Annotated in this window: 13 protein-coding genes; 9 read left to right on the forward strand and 4 right to left on the reverse strand. The window is 61.8% G+C overall.

Going from position 1 to position 14,945, the window contains the following annotated elements:
- Positions 1–148: 148 nt before the first annotated feature.
- Positions 149–493: a hypothetical protein gene (locus CKO11_RS06145; RefSeq protein WP_223634478.1), complete on the reverse strand. Its 345-nt coding sequence runs from the start codon at positions 491–493 to the stop codon at positions 149–151.
- Positions 483–893: a rod-binding protein gene (locus tag CKO11_RS17555; protein WP_317851798.1), complete on the reverse strand. Its 411-nt coding sequence runs from the start codon at positions 891–893 to the stop codon at positions 483–485. Before CKO11_RS17555 ends, CKO11_RS06145 begins: the two co-directional genes overlap by 11 nt.
- On the opposite strand from CKO11_RS17555, the gene CKO11_RS06155 reads away from it, so the two are divergent.
- Positions 892–3,099, forward strand: coding sequence for a flagellar hook-length control protein FliK (locus tag CKO11_RS06155; protein ID WP_223634481.1), 2,208 nt, complete (start codon positions 892–894; stop codon positions 3,097–3,099). The genes CKO11_RS17555 and CKO11_RS06155 overlap by 2 nt on opposite strands.
- Before the next feature lie 9 nt (positions 3,100–3,108).
- Positions 3,109–3,771: a flagellar hook capping FlgD N-terminal domain-containing protein gene (locus CKO11_RS06160; RefSeq protein ID WP_223634484.1), complete on the forward strand. Its 663-nt coding sequence runs from the start codon at positions 3,109–3,111 to the stop codon at positions 3,769–3,771.
- An 8-nt stretch (positions 3,772–3,779) separates the two neighbouring features.
- Here CKO11_RS06160 and ubiB read toward each other — a convergent pair whose 3' ends face one another.
- Together ubiB and ubiE are read right to left on the reverse strand one after the other, a co-directional pair.
- Positions 3,780–5,306, reverse strand: coding sequence for a 2-polyprenylphenol 6-hydroxylase (gene ubiB, locus CKO11_RS06165; RefSeq protein ID WP_223634487.1), 1,527 nt, complete (start codon positions 5,304–5,306; stop codon positions 3,780–3,782).
- A gap of 1 nt (position 5,307) precedes the next feature.
- Positions 5,308–6,060, reverse strand: a complete 753-nt coding sequence (gene ubiE / locus CKO11_RS06170) for a bifunctional demethylmenaquinone methyltransferase/2-methoxy-6-polyprenyl-1,4-benzoquinol methylase UbiE (protein WP_223634490.1) — start codon at positions 6,058–6,060, stop codon at positions 5,308–5,310.
- 76 nt (positions 6,061–6,136) lie between these two features.
- Here ubiE and mutM point away from each other — a divergent pair, with 76 nt between their 5' ends.
- The 7 genes from mutM to gyrB all read left to right on the forward strand — a co-directional run bounded on the left by mutM (position 6,137) and on the right by gyrB (position 14,938).
- Positions 6,137–6,982 (forward strand): bifunctional DNA-formamidopyrimidine glycosylase/DNA-(apurinic or apyrimidinic site) lyase, encoded by an 846-nt coding sequence (mutM, locus tag CKO11_RS06175; protein WP_223634493.1) that lies wholly within the window; start codon positions 6,137–6,139, stop codon positions 6,980–6,982.
- Between the two features lie 122 nt (positions 6,983–7,104).
- On the forward strand, positions 7,105–7,881 hold the full coding sequence (locus CKO11_RS06180) for an enoyl-CoA hydratase (protein WP_223634496.1): 777 nt from the start codon (positions 7,105–7,107) through the stop codon (positions 7,879–7,881).
- Between the two features lie 163 nt (positions 7,882–8,044).
- Positions 8,045–8,311: a 30S ribosomal protein S20 gene (gene rpsT / locus CKO11_RS06185; RefSeq protein WP_223634499.1), complete on the forward strand. Its 267-nt coding sequence runs from the start codon at positions 8,045–8,047 to the stop codon at positions 8,309–8,311.
- Positions 8,312–8,767: 456 nt separating this feature from the next.
- Complete coding sequence (dnaA, locus tag CKO11_RS06190) at positions 8,768–10,126, forward strand: chromosomal replication initiator protein DnaA (protein ID WP_223634502.1); 1,359 nt, start codon at positions 8,768–8,770, stop codon at positions 10,124–10,126.
- A gap of 102 nt (positions 10,127–10,228) precedes the next feature.
- Entirely contained in the window at positions 10,229–11,347 is a 1,119-nt protein-coding gene (gene dnaN, locus CKO11_RS06195) for a DNA polymerase III subunit beta (protein ID WP_223634505.1), read from the forward strand.
- On the forward strand, positions 11,344–12,414 hold the full coding sequence (gene recF / locus CKO11_RS06200) for a DNA replication/repair protein RecF (RefSeq protein WP_223634508.1): 1,071 nt from the start codon (positions 11,344–11,346) through the stop codon (positions 12,412–12,414). The genes dnaN and recF overlap by 4 nt, the downstream gene beginning before the upstream one ends.
- 73 nt (positions 12,415–12,487) lie before the next feature.
- Entirely contained in the window at positions 12,488–14,938 is a 2,451-nt protein-coding gene (gene gyrB, locus CKO11_RS06205) for a DNA topoisomerase (ATP-hydrolyzing) subunit B (RefSeq protein ID WP_223634525.1), read from the forward strand.
- Positions 14,939–14,945: the final 7 nt, after the last annotated feature.

The following is a 14,945-nucleotide window of genomic DNA, read 5'->3' on the forward strand; positions in this document are numbered from 1 at the left end:
CCAATGGCTTTCTGACCCTTGCGGCTTGGGTTTGCCCTGCCGCGCCACCCCTCGGGATGCAGGGGAACATTGGCATGTGAGAGGCTAACGAAATACTAAGGCCGCCCTTTCGGACGGCCCTGAATGCATCGGAATTTAGAAGAATGGTTTACGCACGCCGCTCGATCGAGCCCTTGGCCGCGCCGATGGACCGGCCTTTGCCATTCTGATCATAGCTTTTATAGCTTTTGGCCGCTTCGCGGATTTCGGCCAGCCGTTTGCGCACCGCCTGCACACCTTTCAGCGCGGCATCCAAAAGGCGCTGATTTTCGAGCGCCATATTTTGCGCTTCCATCAAAAGACGTGCGGGCGTGCCTTGCAGCTCGACCAGCACCGCTTCTTTGCGCGCGACAAGATCGGGCAATGCGCCAAACTCGGCGTTGCGGATCACATCTTTCTCTAGCCTAAGAATGTCGATCAGCTTCGCGATCCTTTCCTCGGTCTCATTTTGCATTCTGCGCTCCTTTCTGCAGCGACTGGAAGATCGATTCGGCCAGCCCGATGCCGCCGCCTTCGACCATGATTCGGGCATATTCGTCGGTCAGGAACGAAGAGAACTGCTCTTCGCCTACGCCGCCGCTAAAGCTTTCTTGCGCCTTTCCCACACCCGACAGTTTTAACATCTCGGCCAAGAAGCTGGCCTCAAGCTCGCGCGCCTTCGCGCGCATCGCGTCTTCGGTTTTGGGCGTCGTCGTGGACGCGGTGGGAAGATCGCGCGGGGCGATCGGGGAGACCTGCATGAGAATCGCTCCAATTGATCCGATTTCGCCCAGTCTGCGCAGAACGAGGTAAAGAAGCGGTAACCTCCTGCTGCCATGGTGGGGCAAGATCACAGGCAGAAGTCGTGAGGCCATGCAAACAACCGCTCCGGAACTGACCCAACTCTTCACCGCCGCGCCGACCGGCACAGCGGGCCGTGCAACGGCCCTTGCTGCCGAAAGCACCGCCGCGACGGGCAAGAGCCCCGCATCGGCCTTTTCGGCTTTGATGGCGCAAGAAGCGCCAGCGAATGCCGAGACCGGCACCAATACCGGCGACAGCACCGCGCAAGATGGCGCGATGCAAGGCGTGCCAGTCGCGCCCGCCACGCCCACGCCTGCCAGCGCGCAAGCCAATGCCTTCGGCGCGCACAGCGCCCCCAAAGCCGAGACCGTCCGCCCAAGCGGTGCAACCAGCGCAACTGCGCTGGATGTCTTCATGCAAGATAAATCCGGTCCGGGGTTCTGGAACGCACCCGCCCGTATGACGGCGGCCACGCACACCCCGGCCGCCTCGGCGCCAGAGGTAACCACCGACCTGCCGCGCGCGCCAGCCTCTGCCGCACTGACCGCCGCAGGCGGCGAGGTTGGCACGGCACAGCCCGCGGCCACTGACACAGGCACCGCCGCGCTTGCCGATACGGGGGCGGACCTTGGCGTGCCGAAGCCCAAAGCCGTTGATAAGGCCAGCGATACAAGTGGCGATCAGGGCAGCGATGCGGCGGATACCGGCCGCGCCCTTTCCGCTGCGGTGCCCAATGTGACGGCAAATGCGACGACACCCCAGACCGGGACGGGGCAACCCTTGGCCGAGACCAACGCGAATCGCGTGGCGGGGCCAAAGACCCCGACGGCCGATGAAACGCAGGTGGCCCCTGCGCAGAAATCACCACGCAACCCAAGCGCGACGAATCGTGTGATTACCGAAATCCCAGCCAAAGGCGCTGCCGCGACCTCCAGCGGCGATGGCTTCACGCATTCGGTCCCCGGCATCGAGACGCGCAAACCCGCGCAGGGTGTGGCTGACGCCCCTGCGCCGCATGCGTCGAAACCGGGGACCGTTGGTGCCTCGCCCTCCAATCTTGCGGGCACGGTAAATCCCGCCGCGTCGCAAGCGGCAAAGATCGACACGCCGGATACCCCGGTGCCGCCGCTGCGCACCAAGGCGCAAGACATCGCCAACAAGGCTGATCGCCCGCAAGACGGGGCCCTCTCCCAAACGGCGCAAACCGCCGGGACTGCGGCGGCGCAAGCCAGCTCGGCCAGCGGTGCGGCCACATCCTTTGGCGGGCAGACCCCGCGCGGCGATGCCGCCGCCCAAATGCCGCCTTTGGTAACCAGCGATACTGCGATTGAGGTGACCTTGCGCCAGCCAGCTCCGGCACAGGCACAGGCTCAAACGGCGCCGCGCGCCACGACGATGGCTGAACGCCGGTTTGAAGCGGCCCTGACCGAAACGGCAGCCAGCGACCCCGGCGCCGATTCGGTCGAGGCTCCGCCGCGCAGCACCGTGACAACCCAATCCGTCGCCCAAACCGGCCCTTCGGCCAGCGGGCCCATCACCGCCCCGCAAACCCCCGGTCAACCCGCCGCGCAACAAGCTGCGGCCCAGCGAGCCGACGCCGCGCCGCTCGAAACACCGCGCGAAACCAAGGCCCGCGAAACCGATTCGAAGCGACAAAAGGCAGAGCCTACCGCGGATATCGCACAGAAAACGCCGAGCGCAGACACCGCGCAACCCGCGCGTGCCACGGCCGTGGCAACGGACGCGGCCACGCCGCTGCCTATCGATGCAACAGAGGCCTTTGCCGCAGTCAGCGGCGGCGAGCGGGCCGATGCGCTGACGACCAGCGGACAGGTGCAAAACGCCAGCCGCACCGCCGCGGCCTCGCCGCAGCATATTGCCCAACAGCTTGCGCAAGCCATGCCCACCAGCCCCGATCAGCCGGTCGAGGTCTCTCTCTCGCCCGAAGAGCTTGGCAAGGTGCGGCTGACTTTGCACAGCCATGATGGAGCGATCACCGTCAATGTGCAGGCGGAGCGACCCGAAACGCTGGATCTGATGCGACGCAATATCGACAGCCTTGCGCGCGATTTCCGCGAGATGGGCTATTCCGATATCAGCTTCGATTTTGGCCAACAGACAGATCAGCGCCAATCGGCGCAAGACCGCGCAGAAGAGGCGCGGCTGGCCATGCCGGAAACCGGCACAGAGCCCGAGCGCCCGGTTCGCTTCGACGACGCCGCGCTTGCCATCCAACGCCGTGCCACCGCCTCTGGCGGGCTCGACCTGCGCTTTTGAGGATATGCTATGACCACCGTCACCTCTGCCACCAATGCGACCACGACCAGCACCGCGACCAGCACCGCGTCGAATGGGCTAAGTTCGGATTATGAAACCTTTCTGAAGCTGCTCACCACGCAGATGACGAACCAAGACCCGACCGACCCGATGGACAGCGCCGATTATGCGGTGCAACTGGCCACCTTTTCGCAGGTGGAACAGCAAACCAAGACGAACGAGTTGATCGAAAACCTTGCGCTGCAACTCGGCCTGATGGGGATGAGCGAATATGCCGGTTGGGTGGGCATGGATGCGCGCAGCGAATCGCCCGCCTATTTCGATGGCGCCAATTCGGTAACGATTTCGCCCAATCCCGTCGTGGGCGCGACCGAAACGGTTCTGGTCGTCAATGATGCCGCAGGCAACGAAGTCGCCCGCGAAACGATTCCGGTTTCCGCAGATTCGCTTGAATGGGATGGCACGGATGCCTCGGGCAATCCGTTGCCAGCGGGCAATTACAGCTTCAACCTTGAAAGCTACAATAACGGCACGTTGCTATCGACCGACCCAGTTGAGACGTACAACAGGATCGTAGAGGCGCAAGGAACCGCGAATGGTGCCGTTCTGGTGCTGCAAGGCGGCGCAACCATCGAAACCGGTTCAATCTCTGCGCTGCGCGATGGGGGTTGAGGCTTGGCCTAGATCAACAGGCCAAGCACCATCCCGCCCAGCACGAGCGCCACACCGCCCGCCACATGCACGCCCCGCACCAATTGCGGTTCGGGCGCAGGCTCTGGCGGTTGGGTGGCGTTTTCCAAAACCGTGGTCAACATATCGGGCAATTGCGGACCGAACCGGCCCAGCACCCGCGCGGTGCGCCCAAGGTTGCGCAAAGCCGCCTTGGGCCCAACGTTTTCGCGGATGTAGCTTTCGACCACGGGTTTCGCCGTTTCCCACATGTTGATCGCCGGATTGAGCGAGCGCGCCACCCCCTCGACCACCACCATGGTGCGTTGCAGCAAAATCAGCTCCGTGCGCGTGGCCATACCGAACCGCTCGGTCACCTCAAAGAGATAGGCCAAAAGCCGCGCCATCGAAATTTGCTTGGCATTCATGCCAAAGATCGGCTCGCCCACGGCGCGCAAAGCCAGCGCGAATTGCGTCACATCTTGGTCTTTGGGCACATAGCCCGCCTCAAAGTGCACTTCGGCCACGCGGCGATAATCGCGTTGGATGAAGCCCATCAAAATCTCGGCATAGACGTGGCGGGTGTATTCGTCGATCTGGCCCATGATGCCGAAATCAAAGGCAATCACATCGCCATTCGGGGCCACCTTCAGGTTGCCCTGATGCATATCGCCGTGGAAATAGCCGTCACGCAACGCATGGCTGAGGAACAGCTGCAGCACGCGCGTGCCAATTTCGGTGACATCATAGCCGGCCGCCTTCAGCGCCTCGGCATCGCCCATCGGCAGGCCTTCGGCCCAATCCATCACCAACACCCGACGGCTGGACAGCGACCAGACCGGCAGCGGCACGCGGAATTTTTCATCCTTTTCGGTATTGGCCCCGAATTGAGAGGCCGAGGCCGCTTCCAGCCGCAGATCCAACTCGCCAACGACGATGCCTTCGAAATGCTTGATCACATCGGTGGGGCGCAGCCGCCGCGAAGCGGGCGACAGCCGCTCGATCATCTCGGCCGCAAAATGGAACGCATCGATGTCGCGCTGGAAGGCTTTCTCGATCCCGGGACGCAAGATTTTCACCGCGACCTTCTCGCCGGTTTCGGCCAGCCGCGCGGCGTGCACCTGCGCGATCGAGGCCGCCGCAACCGGTTCGGAAAATTCCGAGAAAATCTCATCGACCGGATGACCCAGCTCTTCGGCAAGGACCGACTTGGCCACCGCTTGGTCAAAGGGCGGCAGCCGGTCTTGCAGCATCCGCAACTGGTTCGCCAGCTCTTGGCCCACCACATCCGGGCGGGTCGACATGATCTGCCCGAATTTGATGTAAGACGGGCCCAGCGCGGTGATGGCCCGCGTCACCGGCGGCAGGTTCGGATCGCCCTTATAGCCCAGCCATTTAAACGGCCAGCCCATGATCCGGGCGACAAGGCGCAGCCGGGGCGGCGCCTCCATTGCTTCCAGCGCCACCCGCATGGCCCCGGTCCGTTCGAAAGTCGCCCCGGTGCGGATCAGGCGCCAGATATTATGCGGGCCGCGCATATTAGACCTTCCAGCCGGAGTGCAGCGCTGCAATGCCCATGGAAAGGTTGCGGTATTTCACCTGCTCAAACCCAGCTTCACGGATCATCGAGGCAAAGAGTTCCTGATTGGGGAATTTGCGGATCGATTCCACCAGATACTGATAGCTGGCGCGGTCATTCGCCACGATCTGCCCCATCACCGGGATCACGTTGAACGAATAGGCGTCATAGACCGCCTGCATCATATCGTTCGGGATCTGGCTGAATTCGAGCACCATCAGACGCCCGCCGGGGCGCAGCACGCGATACGCCTCGTTCAGCGCGTCTTGGATGCGCGTCACGTTCCGAATGCCGAAAGAAATGGTATAAACGTCGAAGGTGTTGCTTTCGAACGGCAGGTTCATCGCATCGCCCACCACCCAGTTCAGGCGGTCGGCCATATTCGCGGCCTCGGCGCGTTTTTGCCCCTCGATCAGCATCGATTCCGTCATATCGCAAACGGTGGCGGTTGCCCCCGGCGCGCGTTTGAGGAAACGGAACGCAATATCCCCGGTGCCACCGGCCACATCGAGCAGCTTTTGCTCGGGGCGCGGCGCGAGCCAATCCATCATCGCATCTTTCCAGATGCGGTGGATGCCCATGCTCATGAGGTCGTTCATGATGTCGTATTTCGAGGCCACCCGCGAAAAGACGCCGTGCACCATGCCGGCCTTCGCCTCTTCGTCCACGGTTTGGTAGCCGAAATGCGTCGTTCTGGTCTGATCCGTGCTCATCTGCCCTTGCCGATCCTGGAAACGTTCCCCCTCTTATAGGGGCGGCAGCGGCCGTGACAATGCGACAGGAGCGAAAATGCCCGAACTGCCCGAGGTAGAAACGGTGCGCCGCGGCCTTGCCCCGGCGATGGAGGGGCGTGTGATCGAACGGGCCGAGGTGAACCGGCCCGATCTGCGCTGGCCGCTGCCCGCGGGCCTGGCGGACCGGCTGACCGGCGCGCGGGTCGGGCTTTTGCGGCGGCGCTCTAAATACATTCTGGCCGATCTCGATACCGGGGAAAGCCTGCTGATTCATCTTGGCATGTCGGGGCGAATGCTGGTCTCGGGCGTCATGCTGGGCGACTTCCATCTGGATCACCCCGCGCCTCAAAAGCATGACCATGTGGTGCTGCATATGGAGGGCGGGGCCCGCGTCACCTTCAACGATGCAAGGCGTTTCGGCGCGATGGACCTTGTGCGCACCGACCGCGAGGCCGCGCATTGGTTGCTGGCGGGGCTCGGGCCCGAACCCTTCGGCAATGACTTCCACGAAAGCTATCTTGTGATGGCACTCAAATCCCGCAAAAGCCCGATCAAGACCGCGCTACTGGATCAACGGCTGATCGCAGGGCTTGGCAATATCTATGTCTGCGAGGTGCTGCACCGCGCAGGCATCGACCCGCGCCGCGCTGCCAATCGAATCGCAAGCGCGCGGTTGGCTGGGCTGGTGCCGATCATCCGTGACGTGCTGGCCGAGGCCATCGAGGCTGGCGGATCAAGCTTGCGCGATCACCGTCAGGCCGATGGCGAGCTGGGCTATTTCCAGCATGCCTTTCGCGTCTATGACCGCGAAGACGCGCCCTGCACCGCCTGCGCGACACCGATCCGGCGCATTGTCCAAGGCGGGCGCTCAAGCTATTTCTGCCCAAGCTGTCAGCGCTAAAGACCGCGTTTTTGGCACGCAGGCTTGCCCGCGGGTAACGCTGCGCTACAGTGCCGCAACAACTCTTGAGTTTCGCGCCCCACCTGCTAGGACTTGCCCGAAAACAAGGAAAGGCACCCGCAATGGCCTACCAGACCCTGATCGTCGAAATTGAAGACAGCGTCGCCCTGATCCGCCTCAATAGGCCCGAAGCCCTGAACGCGCTCAATTCCGCCCTTTTGGGAGAATTGGCCGATGCGCTGAAACAGCTTGATGCCAACGACAAAGTGCGCTGCATCGTGCTGACCGGCTCGGAAAAGGCCTTTGCGGCGGGCGCCGACATCAAAGAGATGTCGGAGAAAAGCTTCGTCGAAATGTATACCAGCGATTTCTTTGGGTCCGAGGCGGACAGCCTGCTGCGCACACGCAAACCGATCATCGCGGCGGTGGCGGGCTATGCCCTGGGCGGCGGCTGCGAACTTGCCATGATGTGCGATTTCATCATCTGCGCCGACAACGCCAAATTCGGCCAGCCCGAAATCAACCTGGGCGTGGTCGCGGGCATCGGCGGCACGCAACGGCTGACTCGGTTCGTGGGCAAATCGAAATCGATGGATATGCACCTGACCGGCCGCTTCATGGATTCGGCCGAGGCGGAACGCTCAGGGCTTGTCAGCCGCGTCGTACCGGTGGCCCAGCTTGTGCCCGAGGCGCTGGGCGCCGCGCGCAAGATCGCGTCGAAATCCGCTGTGGCGACGATGGTGGTGAAGGAATGCGTCAACCGCGCCTATGAAACCACCCTGCGCGAAGGCGTTTTGTTCGAGCGCCGGGTGTTTCACGCGCTGTTTGCGACCGAAGACCAGAAAGAGGGCATGTCAGCCTTTTTGGAAAAGCGCGAGCCGCAATTCCGCGACAAGTAAGCAAATAAGGCGAATGCCCCGAAAGGGGCTTTCCTTTCCGGTGCTTTTCCCCTATTGGCACCCCTCACATGCGCGTGGAGCCCGCTCAGGCTAGAATCATCCGGTTCGCTGGGACGACCGGGCTTTGCGCAATATATTCGTTTTAGTCCGGGAACACCGTAACATGGCCAACACGCCCCAGTCCAAAAAACGCGCTCGTCAGGCTGAGCGTCGCAGCGACATCAACAAAGCCCGTCGTTCGCGTATCCGCACTTTCATCCGCAAAGTCGAAGAGGCGATTGCCTCGGGCGATGCCGATGCCGCGAAAGCCGCGCTGCAAGCTGCCCAGCCCGAAATGGCGCGTGGCGTGACCAAAGGTGTGATGCACAAGAACACCGTTTCGCGCAAAGTTTCGCGTCTTTCGGCGCGCGTGAAAGCACTGTCGAACTGATCCTTCGGTCAGGACAGATTACGCCTTTAGGATAGGCGCCCCAAATGGGGCGCCTTCTTCTTTTTTGAATGTTTTCAATACCTTAATGCGTGATGTGGCCAGTTTGCCTAGGTGTCACAGATTCGTTTCACCAAAGTAGCCGTCAAGCGCGAAGTTCGGTTGCGCAGGTCCTGCCGTGCTTGCTAGCGTCAACGGGCGATTCACGTCGCCTTGGGGGACATGACGCATTCCCCGGTGTCGAGGCAGGCCTCATAAGCTGCCGTGATAAGAAGCCTACCGCTTCGGCACCAGGATGCGATCCGACGAAAACGGGGTGCAAACCCCAATCGGCAGGTGATGCCGTACCCGGTTTCTGGCCGGCGGTATCGTCATGTCTTGTTCTTTTCGCCAGCTGCGGCGAAAGGGCTCTCTGGGCCGTGTTTCAAGGTGTCTTGTTGGACGACTTAGGAAAAGAAAATGACAAAAGAGCTCTGGGGGCAAGTGAGCGATGAACTGCGCAAAACGGTCGGGAAGACCAACCATGAAACTTGGATTGCCCCGCTCGAACTCGTCGCGCTGAAAGACGGGATCGGCTCTTTTCAAGCACCCACCAGATTCATGTGCGACTGGGTTTCGCGCAATTACGGCGAGCCGATCCTGAGCGCGCTGCGCAAGACCGGCGCGCCTGTGGAGCGGGTGACCTTTGATCTGGGAGCCGCGCGCAAACCCGCGCCCGCGCAAGCCGCTACGGCGACGCCCACCCGCAAAGCCGCGCGCAGCACCGAAGACCAAGACCTGCCCGGCGCCCCGCTGGATGCCCGGTTCACCTTCGACAGTTTCGTGGTTGGCAAGCCGAACGAGTTGGCCCACGCCGCCGCGCGCCGCGTGGCCGAAGGCGGCCCGGTGACCTTTAACCCGTTGTTTCTTTATGGCGGCGTCGGTCTGGGCAAGACCCACCTGATGCATGCCATCGCGCATGAATTGCAAACCGGCCGCCCGGATCTGCGGGTGCTTTATCTGTCGGCCGAACAATTCATGTATCGCTTCGTGCAAGCCCTGCGCGACCGTCAGATTATGGATTTCAAAGAGCTGTTCCGCTCGGTCGATGTGCTGATGGTGGATGACGTGCAATTCATCGCCGGAAAAGACAGCACGCAAGAAGAGTTTTTCCATACTTTCAATGCCTTGGTCGATCAGGGCAAGCAGATCGTGATTTCCGCCGACCGGGCACCGGGCGAGATCAAGGATCTGGAAGAACGGATCAAAAGCCGGTTGCAATGCGGGCTGGTCGTCGATCTGCACCCGACCGATTACGAATTGCGGCTGGGCATTTTGCAATCGAAATCCGATGCCTACCGCGCCCGGTATCCCGGCCTTGCGATGGCCGATGGCGTGTTGGAATTCTTGGCCCACCGCATCACCACCAATGTGCGGGTGCTCGAAGGCGCGCTGACGCGGCTTTTCGCTTTTGCCTCGCTGGTCGGGCGGGAGGTCACGCTGGATTTGGCGCAGGAATGTCTGGCCGACATTTTGCGTGCCTCGGATCGGCGCGTCACGATCGAAGAAATTCAGCGAAAGGTGGCCGAACATTACAATGTGCGGCTGTCGGATATGATCGGGCCGAAGCGGCTGCGCACCATTGCGCGCCCGCGTCAGGTGGCGATGTATCTGGCCAAGCACCTGACCACGCGCAGCTTGCCTGAGATCGGGCGGCGCTTTGGCGGGCGCGATCACACGACCATCATCCACGGCATTCGCAAGATTGACGAGCTGATGGCGACGGATCGGCAACTGGCCGAAGATATCGGGCTGCTGAAACGGCTTATGGAATCCTGAACCCTTGACGCCCCGCGCAAAGCAACGGAATGTCCGGAAAAATCTTGTTCCGGCGCGCTGGCATGTTAACTTGCCGCCCCCGGCAAGCGGTGAGGAATGGATATGAAGATCAGCATCGAACGTGCCGCGCTCCTCAAGGCGGTGGCTCAGGCCCAGTCGGTTGTCGAGCGTCGCAACACGATCCCGATCCTTGCAAACGTGCTGATCGAGGCAGAGGGCGATAGCGTGTCGTTCCGCGCCACCGATCTGGATATCGAGGTGGTCGATAAAGCCCCCGCGCAGGTGGAACGCGCCGGGGCCACCACCGTTTCGGCGGTGATGCTGCATGAGATCGTGCGCAAACTGCCCGATGGCGCGCTGGTGCAACTGGCCGATGATCCGGCGGCCGGACGGCTGTCGGTGATGGCCGGGCGGTCAAGCTTCAATCTGGCCACGCTGCCGAAAGAAGACTTTCCGGTGATGGCCACGTCCGAATACACGGCCAATTTCGCGGCCCGGGCGGATGTGCTGAAGCGGCTGTTCGACAAATCGAAATTCGCCATTTCGACCGAAGAGACGCGCTATTACCTCAACGGCGTTTATATGCATATCGCGGCGGGCGAAGACGGCTCTGCCCTGCGCTGCGTCGCCACCGATGGTCACCGGCTGGCGCGCATCGATGCGGCCTTGCCCGAAGGCGCAGCGGGCATGCCCGGCGTGATCGTGCCGCGCAAAACGGTGAACGAGCTGCGCAAGCTGTTGGATGATGACGAGGCGCAAATCGCGGTTTCGGTCAGCGAAACCAAAGTCCGCTTTGCGACGCCGGAAATCACCCTTACCTCAAAGGTGATCGACGGCACCTTCCCCGATTACACCCGCGTCATTCCGATGGGGAACACCCGGCGTCTGGAAGTGGATGCGCAAGAATTCGCCAAAGCCGTGGACCGTGTGGCGACCGTGTCATCTGAACGCTCGCGCGCGGTGAAGCTGAGCCTTGACGAAGATCGGTTGGTGCTGTCGGTCAATGCCCCCGATGCGGGCGCGGCCGAAGAGGAACTGGCCGTGGCTTATGGTGATGAGCGGCTGGAAATTGGCTTTAACGCCAAATACCTGCTGGAAATCGCCAGCCAAGTAGACCGCGAAAACGCCGTTTTCCTGTTCAACTCTTCGGGCGACCCGACCTTGATGCGCGAAGGCAATGACACTTCGGCGGTCTATGTCGTGATGCCGATGCGCGTGTGAGCCTGCGCAGCCTGACGCTTTTGCAATTCCGCTCGCATCGCCGGGCGGAATTTGCCTTTGATACCCGGCCCGTGGCGCTTTACGGCCCGAATGGCGCGGGCAAAACCTCTGTTTTGGAAGCGGTGTCGCTGTTTTCGCCGGGTCGTGGGCTGCGGCGCGCGACGGCCGAAGAACTGATCCGGCGGCAGGAATCCGTGGGCTGGAAGCTGCGTGCGACCCTGCCCGATTACGAGCTAGAAACCTCGGCCCGGCCCGGCCAAAGCCGCGATGTGGTGATTGATGGAAAATCCGCCTCGCAACTTGCCCTGGGGCGGTTGATGCGGGTGTTGTGGCTGGTGCCTGCAATGGATCGGCTCTGGATCGAAGGGGCCGAGGGGCGGCGGCGTTTTTTGGACCGAATGACCCTGAGCTTCTTCCCCACTCATGCCGATGCCACCCTCGCCTATGAAAAGGCGATGCGCGAACGCAACCGCTTGCTGAAGGACGAGGTGCGCGACCCGGCGTGGTATCATGCGCTGGAAAGCCAGATGGCCGAAGCCGGGGCGCAGATCGTGGCGCACCGGTTGCAGACTTTGGAAAAGCTGGCCGCCGCGCAGGCGGGCGCGGCCACCGCTTTTCCGGCAGCGGCATTGGCCGTGGTGAACCAAGGCCCCGATGACTTGGCTCGCGCGTTGGATGCCAACCGTCGCCGCGATATGGCGGCAGGCCGCACGCTCGAAGGCCCGCATCGCGCGGATCTTACGGCCCGTTACGCCGAAAAAGATACGCCCGCCGATCAATGCTCCACCGGCGAGCAAAAGGCGCTTTTGATTTCACTCCTTCTGGCCAATGCCCGCGCGCTGGCAGGCGAAAGCACGGTGCTTTTGCTGGATGAGGTCGCCGCGCATCTGGATGCCGGGCGCCGCGCCGCGCTTTATGACGAGATTTGCGCCCTGCCCGCGCAAGTGATGATGACCGGCACCGGGGCGGAGTTGTTTGACGCTTTGGGAACGCGCGGCCAATATTGGCATGTGACCGAGGAAAGGGGCACCTCGCAAGTGACGGAAACGGCTTTTCAAAACCGCTAAATATTGTGGCGAAGGCGTGACAAGGCGGGCGCGAAACACTATAAATCCGCATCGACTTGCAGGATAGGCGCGGATGACCGACACCCCCAAGAAAAAGACCGAATACGGCGCGGATTCCATCAAGGTTCTCAAGGGCCTAGAAGCGGTGCGCAAGCGCCCCGGCATGTATATCGGCGACACCGATGACGGCTCTGGCCTGCATCACATGGTCTATGAGGTCGTCGATAACGGTATTGACGAGGCCTTGGCGGGCCATGCCAACTATGTGGCGGTGAAAATCCACGCCGATAATTCGGTTTCGGTGCGCGACAATGGCCGGGGCATCCCGGTCGATATGCACGCCGAAGAGGGGGTTTCGGCGGCCGAGGTCATCATGACCCAGCTGCATGCGGGCGGCAAATTCAACAACACCGATGACGATGGCAACGCCTACAAGGTCTCGGGCGGGTTGCATGGCGTTGGCGTGTCGGTTGTGAACGCACTGTCTGACTGGCTGGAATTGCGCGTCTGGCGCAATGACAAGATGTATTACGCCAAATTCGAAAAGGGCGAATGCACCGTGCATGTGCACGAGGTGGCAGACGCGCCGGGCGAAAAAGGGACCGAGGTGCGGTTTCTGGCCTCGTCCAAAGTGGTGGACCCGGAGGGCACTTTCTCCAACCTCGAATATAACTTCAAAACGCTGGAAACGCGCCTGCGGGAACTGGCCTTCCTCAATTCCGGGGTGCGGATCATCTTGGAAGATGAACGCCCCGCCGAGCCGCTGAAGACCGAATTGCATTACGAAGGCGGCGTGCGCGAATTCGTCAAATATCTCGACCGGTCGAAAACCGCCGTGATGCCCGAACCGATCTATATGACCGGCGAAGTGCGCGGCATCGGCGTCGAGGTGGCGATGTGGTGGAACGACAGCTACCACGAAACCGTGCTGCCCTTTACCAACAACATTCCGCAGCGCGATGGCGGCACCCATATGGCGGGTTTCCGGGGCGCGCTGACCCGCACGATCACGAAATACGCCCAAGACAGCGGCATCGCCAAGAGAGAGAAGGTCGATTTCACCGGCGATGATGCGCGTGAAGGGCTGACCTGCGTGCTGTCGGTGAAAGTGCCGGACCCGAAATTTTCCAGCCAGACGAAAGACAAGCTTGTTTCATCCGAGGTGCGGCCCGCGGTCGAAAACCTTGTGAACGAAAAGCTGAGCGAGTGGTTCGAGGAACATCCCGCCGAAGCCAAGGGCATCGTCGGCAAGATCATCGAAGCCGCACTGGCGCGCGAAGCGGCCCGCAAGGCCCGCGAATTGACCCGGCGCAAAACCGCAATGGATGTCGCCTCGCTGCCCGGTAAGCTGGCCGATTGCCAAGAAAAAGACCCGGCTCTGTCAGAGCTGTTCCTCGTCGAGGGGGATTCGGCCGGTGGCTCGGCCAAGCAAGGGCGCGAGCGCAAGAACCAAGCCGTGCTGCCCCTGCGCGGTAAAATCCTTAACGTCGAACGTGCGCGGTTCGACCGAATGCTGTCGTCGGATCAGATCGGCACGCTGATCACCGCGCTGGGCACCGGGATTGGCCGCGATGAGTTCAACATCGCCAAGCTGCGCTACCACAAGATCGTCATCATGACCGATGCTGACGTGGATGGCGCGCACATCCGCACCCTGCTTTTGACCTTCTTCTTTAGGCAAATGCCGGAACTGATCGAACAAGGTTATCTCTACATCGCGCAGCCGCCGCTTTACAAAGTCAGCCGCGGAAAGTCCGAGGTCTATCTGAAAGACCAGCCCGCACTGGAAGATTACCTTGTGGCCCAAGGCGTCGAAGGCGCGATTCTGCGGCTGGGCGACGGCACCGATATCGTGGGCGCAGATTTGACGCGTCTGGTGGAAGAGGCGCGCCAGATCCGCCGCATCCTGCAAGCCTTCCCAACGCATTACCCGCAGCGCATCTTGGAACAAACCGCCATCGCCGGTGCGCTTGTGCCGGGCCGGGTCGATGCCGATGCGCAGGGCGTGGCGAACCAAGTCGCCGCGCGGCTGGACCTTGTGGCGCTGGAATATGAACGCGGCTGGACCGGGCGGCCCACGCAAGACAAGGGGCTGCGGCTCGCCCGCGTGCTGCGCGGGGTTGAGGAAGTCCGCACGCTGGATGGCGCGGTGCTGCGCTCGGGCGAGGCGCGGCGACTTGCGCAATTCACCGCCAACCTGCAAGAGACCTATGCCGCGCCTGCCAAACTGATGCGCAAAGAGCGCGAGCAGTTGATCTACGGCCCGCTCGATTTGCTGGCGGCGATTTTGCAAGAAGGCGAAAAGGGCCTGACACTGCAACGCTACAAAGGTTTGGGCGAAATGAACCCCGATCAGCTTTGGGAAACAACGCTGGACCCGGTCGCCCGCACGCTGTTGCAAGTGCGCGTGGATGATCTGGCCGAGGCCGAAGATATCTTTTCCAAACTGATGGGCGATGTGGTCGAACCGCGCCGTGAGTTCATTCAGCAAAATGCGCTAAGCGTGGAAAACCTCGATTTCTGATCCGGGC

Origin of the sequence: Rhodobacter sp. TJ_12 (assembly GCF_020023995.1) — a bacterium.
Lineage (GTDB): Bacteria > Pseudomonadota > Alphaproteobacteria > Rhodobacterales > Rhodobacteraceae > Rhodobacter.